Here is a 14,936-nt window from a genome sequence, read left to right on the forward strand (position 1 = left end):
GTTTAAAAGTTTAAAAGTGGTGAGAACATTTTCATTTGAAAAATTAAATGTCTGGCAAAAAAGCAGGGAGCTAACTGTTGCTATCTATAGCATCACAAAGCAATTTCCTGAAGAAGAGTGCTTTGGTCTATCCAGTCAGATGAGAAGATGTGCAATTTCTTTAGGCTCTAATATTGCCGAGGGAACGGGGCGCCACACCAACAAAGACAAAGCCCGTTTTACCGAGATAGCCTACGGTTCTGGTCTTGAACTTTTAAACCAATGTATCCTTTCTTTTGATTTAGGTATGATTACCCAAGAACAACATGATTCCCTTAGGGCAGAATTAACGGAAATATTAGCGATGCTTGACGGACTCTATAAATCTCAATTAAACTCTTAAACAATTAAATTCATCAACTTATAAACATAGTTACTAATGAAAAAAATAATTCAACTATCAATATTGGGAATACTCATCGCCGCATGTGGCGGTGGAGGCAACAGCACAGTTGAGGGCATTTTGGAAACCAAAGATTTAGATGCCATTCGAGCCAAACGCAATTCCCTTACCGAAGAATTAAAGGCCTTGGAAGGACAGGTTAAGCAATTGGACGAAGCCATTGCAGAATTGGATGACAATTCCAAATTGCCATTGGTCTCTGCCCTAACCGTACAACCAGAGGAATTCCATCACTTTTTAGAATTGCAAGGCGATGTCATGACCGACCAAAACGTGTTGATTTATCCTGAAATGGCGGGAACACTTTACCGTGTGTATGTAAAAGAAGGTCAGAAAGTGAGCAAAGGACAAGTACTTGCTTCCATTGATGATGGTGGACTTTCCAGTCAATTGGCACAAATGAGAACCCAAGCTGAATTGAGCAAGACTACTTTTGAGCGTCAAAAGAGACTTTGGGAGCAAAACATTGGTTCCGAAATCCAGTTCTTACAGGCCAAAACCAATTATGAGGCCCAACAAAGTGCCGTAAAACAATTGGAAAGCCAAGTGGGTAAATCTACCATACGGGCACCATTTTCCGGAATCGTTGACGACGTAATCAAAGATCAAGGTACTGTAGTAACCCCGGGGCCTGGTTCTGAGATTTTCAGGATTGTAAACCTCTCGGACATGTACATCGATGTGGAGGTGCCCGAAACGCATCTTCCCAACGTTACCCCAGGCAAAATGGTGGATGCCTACTTCCCAGTATTGGGAGAGACTGTCTCTACCAAAGTACGGCAAACCGGAAACTTTATCAACCCAAGCAACCGCTCTTTTATTGCAGAAATTCCGGTACCCAACACCAATGGACATATAAAACCGAATTTGACAGCACAGGTAAAAATCAACGATTATACAAATGAAAATGCCATTCTTATCCCTCAAAGTGTTGTTTCGGAAAATGCCGAGGGCGAGCAATATGTTTATATTCTTGCTGAGGAGAATGGAGAAGTGATTGCCAAAAAATCTGTTATAACACCCGGTAAGACCCAAGGTGACTTTCTGGAAGTTCTTGACGGAATTTCAGCTGGAAGCCAAGTTATCGTTGAAGGAGCCAGAAATGTAAGAGATGGACAAACTGTTAAAGTGTTGGATACAACAACAACTGCAAAAAACTAATTGACCAAAATGGAAAAAGCCAAAAAGAACGCAAATAAAGAATTCCGCCTTTCATCGTGGGCCATAGATAATCCTTCTGTGATCTACGTAATGATCGGGTTGTTCTTTTTAATAGGTCTATCTTCCTATTTTTCCATGCCTCGGGAAGATTTCCCTGAAGTGGAAGAGACCAAAATCTATGTGAGCACCGTCTATCCCGGTAACACTGCCGAGGATATGGAACGTTTGATCACCGACCCACTGGAAGATGTGCTCAAAAACGTGAGCAATGTGGTGGAAATCACCTCTACCTCCCAAGAGGATTACTCTATGATCATTGTGGAGTTCGATGAGGATATCACGGTACAGTACGCCAAACAAAAGGTAAAAGATGAGGTTGATACGGAAAAAGCCAGTGAGGACTGGCCCATTTTCAATGGTGCCAAAGTAGAGCCCAATGTCTTTGATCTTAATTTGGCGGAATCTTTCCCCATAATGAACGTGAACCTGACAGGAGATTACCCTGTTGAACGGTTGAAGGAGTTTGCCGAATATTTGGAAGACGAAATTGAGGATCTGCCACAGATCAAGGAAGTAGATATCCGTGGGGCCCAAGAAAAGGAAGTTGAGGTTGCAGTGGACGTCTATAAAATGATGGCTTCCCGAGTTAATTTTGACGATGTAATCTCTGCCATCTCCAATGGAAATATGACCATGTCTGCCGGTAACTTGATTACCAGTGGCCAACGTAGGACCATTCGTATTTTAGGTGAAGTTGATGAACCATCAGAGTTGGAAAATTTTGTGGTCAAATCAGAAAACGGGGCCATATATCTACGGGATATTGCAACTGTTACATTCACTGAGGAAGACAAGACCACTTACGCAAGGGAACACGGTTCTCCAGTGGTGATGTTGGACATCAAAAAAAGATCGGGTAAAAATACCATTGAGGCTTCAGACCAGATTCGTGCATTGGTGGATGAAGCCAAGGAAAATTACTTTCCAAAGGACCTTACGGTCACCATTGCCAACGATTCCTCAAGCAGAACCTTGAACCAAGTGGATGACCTCGTGAACAACATCATTTTCGGAATCATTTTGGTGGTTACCGTATTGATGTTCTTCTTGGGATTCCGAAATGCCTTGTTCGTTGGTTTTGCCATACCAATGTCCATGTTCATGTCATTTATGATTCTTACCGCACTGGGCTATACACTCAACACCATGATTCTTTTTGGATTGATCATGGGGCTGGGAATGTTGGTGGACAACGGGGTCGTTGTAGTTGAAAACGTATACCGACTGATGGAGCAAGAGGGCATGTCGCGCAGAGAAGCAGCTAAAAAAGGTATCGGTGAAATCGCCATACCCATTATCATATCTACGGCAACCACCGTGGCCGCCTTTGTACCTTTAGGTACATGGCCAGGTATTATGGGTGAGTTTATGATTTTCTTTCCCATTACCTTGTCAGTGGTACTGGGCTCCTCTTTGTTCGTGGCCATATTCATGAACTCCATGTTGGTTTCACAGTTTATGCAGATTGGAGAAAAAGAATTGACGAGAAAGCAGTTAATTCGATTGAGCATAATTCTTGGCGGTTTTGGTCTATTTATTTTCCTTGTGGGAGGTCCCGTTCGTGGATTGGGTACTCTAATGATTGTTATTGGAATCATGTTCTGGGTGTACAAGTATTTCTTGAAACCTTGGGCACGACGTTTCCAGACCAATAGTTTGGTCCGTTTGGAAAACTTTTACGAACGCCAATTAAAAAGGGCACTTAGGGGCAAAAACGTCTATTGGTATTTTGGATTTACCTCTCTCCTTTTGATTTTGTCATTTGTGTTTTTTGGAATGTCATTGGGAACGCAACGTACAAAAGTGGAGTTCTTTCCAGACAACACCCCCAATGAAATCTATGTCTACATAGAATACCCGCAAGGAACCGATATAGACAAGACCAATACCATCACCAAAGACATCGAGGAGAGGGTCTATGGGGTCACTGGAAGGAGCAAGTACAATAAAGCTGATTTCAATTATTTGGTACAATCCAGTGTGTCTCAAGTTGGTAAAGGTGCTGAAAACCCTTTCACCGAAGGAGGTTCTGCTGCAGAAATGCCACATCGTGGTAAGATAACCCTCTCCATGCGAGAATTTAAGTATAGGGATGGATTGGACACCGAGGAGCTGCGCCAGCAGATTCAGGATACACTGTCTGGAGTATACCCCGGTGTTACGATTTCTGTTGAAAAAGATGCCGTTGGTCCACCAGCAGGTTATCCAATCAACATAGAGATTGAAGGGTTGAACTACGATACCTTGATCAGTACTGCTGAGCGAATGCGAAACTTTATCAATGCTAAAAATATTGCTGGGATTGAGGAGTTGAAAATTGATGTGAATAAAAGTAAACCTGGTATGCAGGTTGAAGTTGACAGGGCCAAAGCGGGAGAACTTGGCGTTTCCGTGGCACAAGTGGGCCAACAATTGCGTAGATCCATTTTTGGTGATAAGGCGGGTATCTACAAAAAAGACGGTGAGGATTATGACATCAATGTCCGTTTTAATGAAGACCTGCGCTACAACACCAGTGCCTTGTTCAACCAGAACATTATTTTTAGGGATGCTTCCAACGGCCAAATCAAAGAGATTCCGGTTTCTGCAGTGGCTAATCAAAAGAATACCTCATCCTTTAGTGCCATTAAACATGTGGACACCAAGCGTGTGGTCACGGTATATTCTGCCTTAAAACCCGGTTTTACGGATGCGGCGGCTATTGTTACTGAGATTCAGGATGAAATGCAGGAGTTCAAAGAGCTCCCCCAAGGGGTTAAAATTGATTACACGGGTCAGATAGAGGAACAGAACAAGCAAATGTCCTTTTTAATGGGTGCGTTCTTCTCTGGGTTAGGTTTGATTATGCTTATTTTGATTTTCCAGTTTGGAGGTGTTTCCAAACCAGCCATAATTATGATGGCTATATTCCTAAGTTTTATTGGGGTGTTTGGAGGACTGATCATAACCGGATGGTCTTTTGTGATCATGATGACCATGATGGGTATCATTTCCTTGGCCGGAATTGTGGTAAACAATGGTGTGGTATTGCTGGATTATGCCCAAATCCTTATTGACCGTAAAAAAGTGGAACTCGGCATTTCTGATGATGATTTGTTGAATCGGGAAGATGTTACCAGTGTTATCATCAAAGCTGGTAAAGCACGTTTGCGTCCGGTAATCTTAACGGCCATTACCACAGTTTTGGGCTTAATTCCTTTGGCCATAGGTTTGAACATCAATTTTGTGAAACTATTCTCCGATTTTGACCCACAAGTTTATATGGGTGGTGACAATGTTATCTTTTGGGGACCATTGGCTTGGACGGTTATTTTTGGTCTTATTGTGGCCACCTTCTTAACCTTGATCATTGTGCCGGTATTGTTCAATATCAGTTACAGGCTTAAAATAAGAATTCAGAACTGGAAGTCAAGAAATACGACACCAGAAGTGGTAACAGAATAACAGAACTTTCTAGTAAAAAAAAAGCCCCGGCCAATGGCCGGGGCTTTTTTTTTAAACACTGTTTTACTTTAGTTGTCAACAGAAACAACTTCAGACTGGTTCCAATTTTTTACATTGACAATACGATTGTCCGTAAAATCCACTTCTCTTAAAATATCACCTTCCCAAAAGAACCACTTGCCAACTCTTGTTCCATTTTCATACGTACCTGAGGCAAGTTTTTTTCCATTTACATCGTACATCAGCCATTCGCCGTGTAGTTTACCTTTCATTAAATAGCCTGTTTGTGCTATTTCACCGTTTTCGTGAAAATATGTAGCTTTTACCATTTTCCCCACTTTTTCCAAAGTCGGTTCTGTACCTTGCGGATACATACAAACCGAAAACATCACTGCCAAAAAAAATATTGCTTTCTTCATAGTTTATGGGTTTTTAAAACATTCTTTCTCAATCAATAACGATACAAATGTATTTAAATTTTACATTAAATAAATATTTATGTAACATTTAATTTACATTAACTTAACATTAATTACATAAAACACTGTTTATGAACATTTTATAATAATTCAATATTGAAGTTTGAAATACATTTTATCGACAAATTCGTACAATTTCTAGTAGATAGTCGTCTCAATGTAAACTTAAAGTTAATAAAAAGTTAGGTAAACATCATCCAACAAAATCATAAAGTTTAGGGGCGACTAGGTAAAATAATGGTGTCCCAGCAGAAAATCACTAGATCTAACCATAGATTTCGGTATTCCTATTAAATTTGCCCTCCAGAACAAATAAGATGTATAGAAGCACTACTTGTGGGGCCTTACGCGCTTCACATATCGGGTCAGAAGTTGTATTGAGCGGTTGGGTTCATAAAGTACGGGACAAAGGTTTTGTGGCATGGGTAGATCTACGCGATCGCTACGGCATTACCCAGTTGGTTTTTGATGAGGAAAGAACCTCAAAAGACCTCTTGGACAAAGCTCGGGAACTTGGGCGGGAGACCGTTATCCAAGCCAAAGGTCACGTTATTGAACGAACCTCTAAAAACCCCAATATTCCAACAGGGGAAATTGAGGTACTGGTCAGTGAGCTCACCATTCTCAACAAATCCCTACTACCTCCGTTCACCATTGAAGATGAAACGGATGGCGGCGAGGACATCCGCATGAAATATCGCTATTTGGATATCCGAAGAAATCCGGTAAAGAACAACCTCATCTTCAGGTCCAAGGTGACCATGGAAGTACGTAAATACCTTTCCGACCAAGGGTTTATTGATGTGGAAACGCCATATCTCATCAAATCCACCCCAGAAGGTGCCCGTGACTTTGTGGTGCCAAGCCGAATGAATGAGGGTCAATTTTATGCACTGCCCCAATCTCCACAGACTTTTAAGCAATTGTTGATGGTGGGCGGAATGGACAAATATTTTCAAATTGTAAAATGTTTTCGGGATGAAGACCTTCGTGCCGATCGCCAGCCTGAGTTTACCCAGATTGACTGCGAAATGGCTTTTGTTGAGCAGGAGGACATCCTTAATACCTTTGAAGGTCTTACCAAACATCTGTTGAAAGAAATCAAAGGAGTGGAAATTGAAGAGTTCCCTAGAATAACCTTTGATGATGCCATGCGACTCTATGGCAACGATAAGCCTGACATCCGTTTTGGAATGCAATTCGGAGAATTGAATGCGGTAGCGCAACAAAAGGACTTCAATGTCTTCAACTCTGCCGAATTGGTTGTGGGAATAGCTGTTCCTGGAGCTGCCGAGTACACCCGAAAAGAAATTGATGCGCTGGTGGATTGGGTAAAACGTCCTCAAGTGGGCGCCAAGGGCATGGTCTATGTAAAATGTAACGAGGATGGGAGCTACAAATCCTCAGTGGATAAGTTCTATGATCAAGAAGATTTGACAAAATGGGCTGAGGTGACTGGAGCCAAAGCGGGTGACCTTATTTGTGTGCTTTCCGGTAAAACCAACGAAACTAGAGCACAGCTTAGCGCACTTCGTATGGAATTGGCAACCCGACTTGGTCTTAGAAAATCGGATGAGTTTGCCCCGCTTTGGGTAGTGGATTTTCCGTTGTTGGAACTGGATGAGGAAACCGGTACCTACCATGCCATGCACCATCCGTTCACATCTCCAAAGCCCGGTCAGTTGGAGCTTTTGGAAACCGACCCCGGTGCTGTAAAGGCCAATGCCTACGATTTGGTGCTCAACGGAAACGAAATTGGTGGAGGTTCCATCCGTATTCACGACAAACAGGTACAAGCCACTATGTTTAAACATTTAGGCTTTACCCCTGAGGAAGCCAAAGCCCAGTTCGGATTTTTAATGGATGCTTTTCAATATGGTGCTCCCCCTCACGGTGGAATTGCTTTTGGACTGGATCGCTTGGTAGCCATTTTGGGTGGTCAGGAGACGATTCGCGATTTTATCGCCTTCCCGAAAAACAACAGTGGCCGGGATGTGATGATCGATGCCCCTGCTCCCGTTGATGATGAGCAATTAAAGGAACTTCATCTAAAATTAGATCTTTAAAAGCATGTCAATCCCGCCAAGAGCGGGATTTTTTAATACATTTAAGTGTATCATTGACCCTATGCCCAATAATAGGAAAAGATTACTGACCCGTTTTTTGAAATGGCGATATAAGAATATCTCCAACAAGACCTTTGTTCATATCATGAGCTTGGTGGTAGGGTTTTTGGCGGGATTGGTGGCCGTCACTTTAAAAAATATCACCTATTTCATTGAGTCGCTCTTAAAAATGGGCATCATTTTTTCGGAGAACCAGCTTTATTTTATTTTACCCACCATTGGACTCACTTTTGTCTACCTCTACGTAAAGTTTGTACAGAAAAAACCGCTTCAACATGCGGTATCGTCCATCATCTTTTCACTTTCCAAAAAAGGAGGGCTACTGGGGGTCAAGGACATTTACACCCCCTTGATAACAGCTCCTCTCACCGTAGGGTTTGGAGGTTCCGTAGGGTTATTGGGCCCTGCGGTTAAATCAGGTTCAGCCATTAGCTCCAACTTAAGCCGATTGTTTCATATTGATACCAAAACGCGTTCCCTATTGGTGGCCTGTGCTTCGGCGGGGGCCATTTCATCCATTTTTCAATCCCCCATTGCAGCCATCATTTTTGCCGTGGAGGTTTTTACCTTGGACTTTACCATGATGTCTATGCTCCCTTTATTGTTGGCATCCATTTCCGGGGTCCTCACCTCCTATTTCTTTTTGGGGAACGAAGTACTTTTTAGTTTTTCGCTGTCCGAGGGATTTGAATTAAAGGATACTGCTTTCTACATCTTGCTGGGTGTGGGCACCGCATTTGCCTCCATCTATTTCACCAAAATGTATTTTGCCATTTTCAATTTTTTTAAACGTTTCAAGAGTCCAAAGTACAAACTCTTAGTTGGTGGTATCGCCATTGGAATTATGCTCTATGCCATTCCTCCATTATACGGTGAGGGTTTTGGTTTTATCAACAATTTATTGGAGGGTGACCACCTCAAGGCTTTGGGTAAGACCCCTTTTGATGATTTTACCAGCAATATCTGGGTAGTGATAGCCCTCTTGTTTGGAATCACCATTTTCAAGGCCATTGCCATGACCACCACCTTTGCTGCCGGCGGCGCTGGCGGTATATTCATTCCCACCATGGTGATGGGAAGTGCTTTGGGCAATGTAGTGGCCAAGGTCATCAACAATTTGGGTTTCGGTTTTTCGGTATCGGAAAGCAATTTTACCCTCATTGGGATGGCCGGTTTGATTGCAGGTGTAATCCATGCACCACTGACAGCCATATTCTTGATAGCCGAAATCACCGGAGGATACCAACTCTTTGTTCCCTTGATGATTACGGCATCCATTTCGTATCTTATTACTAAAAATGCATTGGATTATACCATTTACACCAAGGAGTTGGCCAAGATAGGAGCGCTGCTTTCACACAATAAGGACCAAATGGTGCTGGGCCTTATGCAAATGGATGATGTGATCGAAAAAAACTTTAAACCCGTTCACCCAAATATGTCCCTAGGTGAAATGCTCCACCAATCCGTATCCAAATCCAAACGAAATATTTTTCCCGTTTTGAACGATGAAAAAAAATTGATGGGCATTATTGTTTTGGATGACATCCGCCAATTTATGTTTGATACGGACCTCTACGAGACCGTTTATGTAAAAAATTTGATGCACGCCCCTCCTGAGCACATCTTTTATGGCAAGGATACCATGAAGCAGGTGATGAAAAAATTTCAGGATAGTGGTGCTTGGAACCTACCCGTCATCAAAGATGGAAAATATGAGGGATTCATCTCAAAATCCAAATTATTGACGGCCTATCGAAGGAAATTGATTAATTATACCCAATGAAGATTAAGTTTAAACATATAATTGTTCTCATAACCCTACTCTCATTTTCTTTGATTGTATATGGCTTTTCCCTTGATGAGGATCAAGCCAGTTCTGCCCAAAAATATATTGGTTTGGGAACTGTGGGCCTTTTTTTGGTGGCCATGCCCCTTTTCTTGTACAAAGAAAGTAAGCGCAAAGACATGAAAGATTACATGCTTACAAAAGATAATATTAAGAAAATGAGGGATAAAGAGGTCAAAAATACTGAGAATCAATAATTTTCTAAGATTTAATACTATATTCATCCAAAGCGTCATAAAAAATTATACTTTAGTATTTTAACAAATTATTTTTTTAATGACCGGTACAGTAAAATTTTTTAATGGATCCAAAGGTTATGGGTTCATTACCAACGACGAAACAGGAAAAGACATCTTTGTTCATGTAACCGCACTGAACGGAGTGGAATTGAACGAAGGCGACAAAGTAGAATACGTAGAAGAAGAAGGAAGAAAAGGAAGAGTTGCTGCACAAGTGCAGGTAATCGGATAACAATATTTTATTTTGATTTTAACCAACCCTCGGCTTTAACCGGGGGTTTTTTTATTTAGTTCAGGTTTCTTCGCTGAATAAAAAACCGTTTCAGCAATTCTGCTGACTCATTCTCCAAAACTCCCCCAACAACTTCTGTTTTTGGATGTAAATGCCCTCCCATCACACCAAAACCACGCTCCAAATCGGCGGCCCCGTAAACCACTTTGGAAATCTGGCTCCAGTATAAGGCCCCGGCACACATCTGACAGGGTTCCAGGGTTACATAAAGCGTGCATCCCTGAAGATACTTTCCGCCCAAAAAATTGGATGCTGCCGTAATGGCTTGCATTTCGGCATGTGCCGTAACATCCTTCAATCGCTCGGTAAGGTTATGCGCCCTGCCAATGATTCGGTTATTCACCACAATGACTGCCCCAACAGGTACTTCTCCATTATCAAAGGCAATTTCTGCCTCTTGGAGGGCCTTTTTCATAAAATAAGTATCGTCAAACGGATTTTCCACAACTATTTTTACGGATTTTATGCGATGGCTAAGCTACACATAAAATAATTTTACCGATTATAGGTACTTTTGTTTTTTAATCATTGGAAAAGCTTTTAACACATATCGGTTCCCCGAAAGACCTCAAAAAACTGTCTTTGGATGAGTTGCCTAAACTTGCCCAAGAGCTTCGGGAATTCATTATTGATATTGTAGCTACCAAAGAGGGGCATTTGGGAGCCAGTTTAGGGGTGGTGGAACTTACCATAGCCCTACATTATGTTTTTGATACGCCTACGGATAAGCTCATTTGGGATGTGGGCCACCAAGCCTACGGCCATAAAATCTTGACAGGCCGAAAAGAAATTTTTGACACCAACCGACAACTGGGAGGTATCAGTGGTTTTCCTAAACGAAGTGAAAGTGAGTACGATGATTTTGGCACCGGACATAGCTCAACAGCCATATCCGCCATTTTGGGAATGGCCATGGCTTCAAAATTAAATGAGGACTTTACAAAGCAACATATCGCCGTTGTTGGTGATGCTTCCATAGCCAGTGGAATGGCTTTTGAAGGACTCAACCATCTTGGGGTCACCGATGTAAATGCCCTTATTGTCCTTAACGATAATGCGATTGGTATTGACCCCAGTGTAGGTGCCCTAAAAAAATACCTTACCAATGTAAAAAAAGGCACTGCCAAAGACGAGAATATTTTTGAATGCTTAAACTTGAAGTATTCGGGTCCTTTGGACGGGCATGATGTAAAAGCTTTGGTGCACGAATTGCAGCGACTAAAAAGTGTTGAAGGGCCGAAACTGCTCCATATTATTACCACTAAGGGAAAAGGACTGAAAAAGGCCGAAGAAGATCAGGTAGTCTACCATGCTCCAGGCAAATTTGACAAGATTACCGGGGAACGCCTCAAAAAATCCCAAGAAGCTGAACCACCAAAGTATCAAGATGTTTTTGGGTTGACACTGGTAGAACTCGCAGAAAAGAACAAAAAAATAGTGGGCATCACTCCGGCAATGCCCACAGGAAGTTCCTTAAAATACATGATGGACAAAATGCCGAATCGGGCATTTGATGTGGGCATTGCAGAGCAACATGCCGTAACGCTAGCCGCCGGAATGGCAACACAGGGGCTTATCCCCTTTTGCAACATCTATTCCACCTTTTTGCAACGGGCCTATGATCAGGTAATCCACGATGTGGCCCTACAAAATCTTCCGGTTATTTTTTGTTTGGATCGTGCCGGACTGGTAGGTCAGGATGGACCAACGCACCACGGGGTTTTTGATATGGCGTATTTACGGTGCATCCCCAACCTTACCGTATTTGCTCCCATGAATGAAATGGAACTTAGAAATATCATGTATACGGCTCAAATGGGATTAAAAGGCCCCATTGCCATTCGGTATCCAAGGGGGCGTGGCGTGACTTTGGATTGGAAAAACAAATTTGAGCCCATTGAAATAGGTACTGCACGTTGTTTACAGGAAGGTTCCAAAATAGCCATCCTTTCCATCGGGCACATAGGTAACGAGGTTGTACGGCTATTGGAAGCGTTGAACAATCCAACAACCCTGGGCCATTACGACATGCGTTTTGTAAAACCTTTGGATAAAGAAACCCTCCGCACCATTTTTAAAAAATATGACCATATCATCACTATAGAAGATGGGTGCGAAATGGGTGGGTTTGGTTCTGCAGTGCTCGAATTTGCCAATGAAGAGCACTGGACAAAATCCGTTACAATTTTTGGCATTCAAGATCAGTTTGTTGCACAGGGAACAATCCCCGAGACACACCAACTGGCTGGTATAGATTTTGATACCCTACATTCCTATATAAAATCAACCTTAAACCAATGCGATTAAACTTTTTTCTAATTCTGTTCTTTGCCGTTTTGCTATCAGCCCATGCACAAGTTGCCCCATACAAGGTGTTTGAACTTAAATCTGATAGCACAGATTATGTATTTAAGGTGATACGCATTAAAGATGTGAAACTTAAATATGTGACCAGGGGAGCAAAGCTCACCGACCCCAGAACTGTTTTGAACCGCGTAAGGCCCGTACGAAAGTGGTACCGGCGTTTTGAGCCAACTTCATTTTGGGAGAAAACCAATGAGTTTGGCATGAATATCAACGAGGTTTCTTTTGTAAACTGGAATGCAGGGGGTGACAACTCCGTTACTGCCCTGGCAAGTATGCGATTTAAGCGCAACTATAAGTTTAGATACCTGAACTGGAACAACGAAGCCATCTTTAGATATGGACTCAATGCGCAAGAAGGTCGAAAACTTCGTAAAACGGATGACCAAATCAGACTGTCATCTACCATAAGTTTTAGAAAAGATACTATCACCAATTGGTATTATTCGGTCAAGACCAATTTTAACACACAGTTTTCCAATGGTTTTAAATATCCAGATAGGGACAACCCCATTTCAAGGTTCATGGCTCCAGGATATCTTTTTGTAGGTATTGGTACATCATACATTCCTCCGCAAGACAAGTTCAACCTGTATATTTCTCCTGCTACCATGAAATCTACCTTTGTTTTGGATGAAACCCTTTCAAATCAAGGCTCCTTTGGTGTGGAAGAAGGGGAGCAAGTGTTTTTAGAGGTCGGTTTTCTCATCACCAACACCTGGGAAAAAGAAATTTTACGTAATGTTTTAATGAACCACAGGATAAACCTGTACACGGATTACATTAGAAGTTTTGGGAATATTGATGTGGACTGGGAGATGAATTTTAATCTAAAGGTTAACGACCATATCAATGCCAACATTGGTACACATCTAATTTATGACGACGACATTAAGTTTGATGAAGTGGTCGCGGAGGATGGTACCATCGTAGACCCGGGAATACCAAGAATCCAATTTAAACAATTATTGGGGGTAGGGCTGCTCTTCAATCTCTAGATTTTCCGCCCAGTAAGTTTATCATGGATGTGTACCGCGGCGCTGTCCGATAAACTCGCAACAAAACAACTGGTGTCCAACAGGATTTTGTAGATTGAGGTATCCGAATTTCTGTAATTTTCAGGCAGACTTTTAATCAGTAATCGGTCATAATTACTGGCATTCCCTTCTTTAGTATTGATTAAGGCCGTTGTATAGATGTCCAGCAAATCTGAAATTATTCGATACCCTGCCAGTTCCTTATCCACCACCTCGGTGGATTGGTAAATTTTTTCAACGCTCAACTTTATGATGTCTTCCACCTGTGTTTGATACTTTCCTCTGTCCAATAACGCCGAATCAAACTCCCCTTTAAGAATTTCCGTTTCATTCTCAACAAAAACATCAACCGCATCCCTGATCAAGGTATTGATGGCCAGAGCGCGCAAATAACTCAATCGGTCACTGGAATGGGTCATGGTGTTGTACTTTTTGGTGTTGATGTTTTCCTTCACCAAATTAATCAAGTATTCCAACGCATACTCCTCTGGAATAAGCCCCAGATTAATCCCGTCCTCAAAATCTATGATGGTATAGCAAATATCATCCGCGGCCTCCACCAAATAGGTCAAGGGATGCCTGTAAAACCCAATTTCTGGATTGGCGGGGTTGGGAACCAGACCTATTTCCTCCACAACTTCTTTGAAGAATTCCTTTTCGGATTGGAAAAAGCCAAACTTTTTGTCTGCTATGTGCTTGGATGGCTTTTTGGGCAATGAGGCTTTGGGATATTTCATAAAGGCACCTAAGGTGGCATAACTCAACCGAAGCCCTCCGGGAACCCCTTCCCTAGCCTCTGTCAACAATTTGAATCCGTTGGCATTTCCTTCAAAATCTACCAAATCCTGATATTCCTCTTCGGAAAGTGCGACTTGATATTTTTTGCCATTTCCTTGCTTAAAATAATTGCCGATGGCCTTTTCCCCGCTATGGCCAAAAGGAGGATTGCCAATATCATGGGCCAAAGCAGCAGCAGCTACTATGGCACCAAAATCGTTGAAGTGATAGCCATGCACCTCGGATAAATAGGGATATTTGGCTAAGATTTGTTGTCCCGCAGTGCGTCCCAAGCTACGTCCCACCACCGAAACTTCCAAGCTATGGGTAAGACGGGTGTGCACAAAATCTTTGTTGGAACCCACACTCATGGGCATGGGCACCACTTGTGTCTTGTCTTGCAGGCTTCTAAATGCGGACGAGAAAATAATCCGGTCATAATCCACCTCAAAGCCCAAACGGGTCTCTTCCTGCTCTTTGCGAAGTCGCTTATGAGTATCTCCCTGTCGTTTTAAGGAAAGTAGCTGTTCCCATTCCATTCGTAGTTAATTTGAAGCGCAATATACGATCAACCTTTATCAACTCAAAAGAAAGCAAGGCATCACTGGTAACTTTCGCAATACTAGAAGTTTTAATGATTACTTAAACTTAACATTACGGTTAAGA

Annotated in this window: 12 protein-coding genes; 9 read left to right on the top strand and 3 right to left on the bottom strand. The window is 42.2% G+C overall.

The annotated features are described in order from the left end of the window. The first annotated feature begins 19 nt into the window (after positions 1-19). Genes J0X14_RS00630 through J0X14_RS00640 form a run of 3 tightly spaced genes read left to right on the top strand, consistent with a single transcriptional unit; the run spans position 20 to position 5,107 of the window. Positions 20-382 (top strand): four helix bundle protein, encoded by a 363-nt coding sequence (locus tag J0X14_RS00630; RefSeq protein WP_207095834.1) that lies wholly within the window; start codon positions 20-22, stop codon positions 380-382. 36 nt (positions 383-418) lie between these two features. Next, entirely contained in the window at positions 419-1,603 is a 1,185-nt protein-coding gene (locus J0X14_RS00635; RefSeq protein WP_207095835.1) for an efflux RND transporter periplasmic adaptor subunit, read from the top strand. A 9-nt stretch (positions 1,604-1,612) separates the two neighbouring features. After that, the gene (locus tag J0X14_RS00640) at positions 1,613-5,107 is read left to right on the top strand and encodes an efflux RND transporter permease subunit (protein ID WP_207095836.1); all 3,495 of its coding nucleotides are present in this window, start codon (positions 1,613-1,615) and stop codon (positions 5,105-5,107) included. A gap of 68 nt (positions 5,108-5,175) precedes the next feature. On the opposite strand, the gene J0X14_RS00645 is transcribed toward J0X14_RS00640, so the two are convergent. Continuing rightward, entirely contained in the window at positions 5,176-5,526 is a 351-nt protein-coding gene (locus tag J0X14_RS00645; RefSeq protein ID WP_207095837.1) for a toxin-antitoxin system YwqK family antitoxin, read from the bottom strand. A 377-nt stretch (positions 5,527-5,903) separates the two neighbouring features. Between J0X14_RS00645 and aspS the strand changes: the two genes are divergently transcribed. The 4 genes from aspS (at position 5,904) to J0X14_RS00665 (ending at position 10,032) form a co-directional block, all read left to right on the top strand. Further along, the gene (gene aspS, locus J0X14_RS00650) at positions 5,904-7,652 is read left to right on the top strand and encodes an aspartate--tRNA ligase (protein ID WP_207095838.1); all 1,749 of its coding nucleotides are present in this window, start codon (positions 5,904-5,906) and stop codon (positions 7,650-7,652) included. Positions 7,653-7,713: 61 nt separating this feature from the next. Then, complete coding sequence (locus J0X14_RS00655) at positions 7,714-9,498, top strand: chloride channel protein (protein WP_207096632.1); 1,785 nt, start codon at positions 7,714-7,716, stop codon at positions 9,496-9,498. Next, positions 9,495-9,758, top strand: coding sequence for a hypothetical protein (locus J0X14_RS00660; RefSeq protein ID WP_207095839.1), 264 nt, complete (start codon positions 9,495-9,497; stop codon positions 9,756-9,758). The genes J0X14_RS00655 and J0X14_RS00660 overlap by 4 nt, the downstream gene beginning before the upstream one ends. Positions 9,759-9,837: 79 nt before the next feature. Next, positions 9,838-10,032 (top strand): cold-shock protein, encoded by a 195-nt coding sequence (locus J0X14_RS00665; protein ID WP_036381438.1) that lies wholly within the window; start codon positions 9,838-9,840, stop codon positions 10,030-10,032. A gap of 55 nt (positions 10,033-10,087) precedes the next feature. Here J0X14_RS00665 and J0X14_RS00670 read toward each other — a convergent pair whose 3' ends face one another. Beyond that, entirely contained in the window at positions 10,088-10,537 is a 450-nt protein-coding gene (locus J0X14_RS00670) for a nucleoside deaminase (protein WP_207095840.1), read from the bottom strand. Positions 10,538-10,620: 83 nt separating this feature from the next. Here J0X14_RS00670 and J0X14_RS00675 point away from each other — a divergent pair, with 83 nt between their 5' ends. Both J0X14_RS00675 and J0X14_RS00680 read left to right on the top strand, forming a co-directional pair. Next, a complete protein-coding gene (locus J0X14_RS00675; RefSeq protein WP_207095841.1) occupies positions 10,621-12,399 on the top strand; it encodes a 1-deoxy-D-xylulose-5-phosphate synthase in 1,779 nt (592 codons plus the stop codon). Further along, positions 12,390-13,454 (top strand): DUF3078 domain-containing protein, encoded by a 1,065-nt coding sequence (locus J0X14_RS00680; RefSeq protein ID WP_207095842.1) that lies wholly within the window; start codon positions 12,390-12,392, stop codon positions 13,452-13,454. Before J0X14_RS00675 ends, J0X14_RS00680 begins: the two co-directional genes overlap by 10 nt. Here J0X14_RS00680 and dgt read toward each other — a convergent pair. Next, positions 13,451-14,809: a dGTP triphosphohydrolase gene (dgt, locus tag J0X14_RS00685; protein WP_207095843.1), complete on the bottom strand. Its 1,359-nt coding sequence runs from the start codon at positions 14,807-14,809 to the stop codon at positions 13,451-13,453. The two genes, J0X14_RS00680 and dgt, sit on opposite strands and share 4 nt — an antisense overlap. Positions 14,810-14,936: the final 127 nt, after the last annotated feature.

Origin of the sequence: Allomuricauda sp. CAU 1633, from assembly GCF_017313225.1 — a bacterium.
Classification (GTDB): Bacteria; Bacteroidota; Bacteroidia; order Flavobacteriales; family Flavobacteriaceae; genus Flagellimonas.

Excerpts from the sequence above, each read along its gene's own strand:
- J0X14_RS00645 (WP_207095837.1), bottom strand. The coding sequence starts at position 5,526 with ATGAAGAAAGCAATATTTTTTTTGGCAGTGATGTTTTCGGTTTGTATG.
- dgt (WP_207095843.1), bottom strand. The coding sequence starts at position 14,809 with ATGGAATGGGAACAGCTACTTTCCTTAAAACGACAGGGAGATACTCAT.
- J0X14_RS00640 (WP_207095836.1), top strand. The coding sequence starts at position 1,613 with ATGGAAAAAGCCAAAAAGAACGCAAATAAAGAATTCCGCCTTTCATCG.
- J0X14_RS00660 (WP_207095839.1), top strand. The coding sequence starts at position 9,495 with ATGAAGATTAAGTTTAAACATATAATTGTTCTCATAACCCTACTCTCA.
- aspS (WP_207095838.1), top strand. The coding sequence starts at position 5,904 with ATGTATAGAAGCACTACTTGTGGGGCCTTACGCGCTTCACATATCGGG.
- J0X14_RS00635 (WP_207095835.1), top strand. The coding sequence starts at position 419 with ATGAAAAAAATAATTCAACTATCAATATTGGGAATACTCATCGCCGCA.
- J0X14_RS00655 (WP_207096632.1), top strand. The coding sequence starts at position 7,714 with ATGCCCAATAATAGGAAAAGATTACTGACCCGTTTTTTGAAATGGCGA.
- J0X14_RS00665 (WP_036381438.1), top strand. The coding sequence starts at position 9,838 with ATGACCGGTACAGTAAAATTTTTTAATGGATCCAAAGGTTATGGGTTC.
- J0X14_RS00680 (WP_207095842.1), top strand. The coding sequence starts at position 12,390 with ATGCGATTAAACTTTTTTCTAATTCTGTTCTTTGCCGTTTTGCTATCA.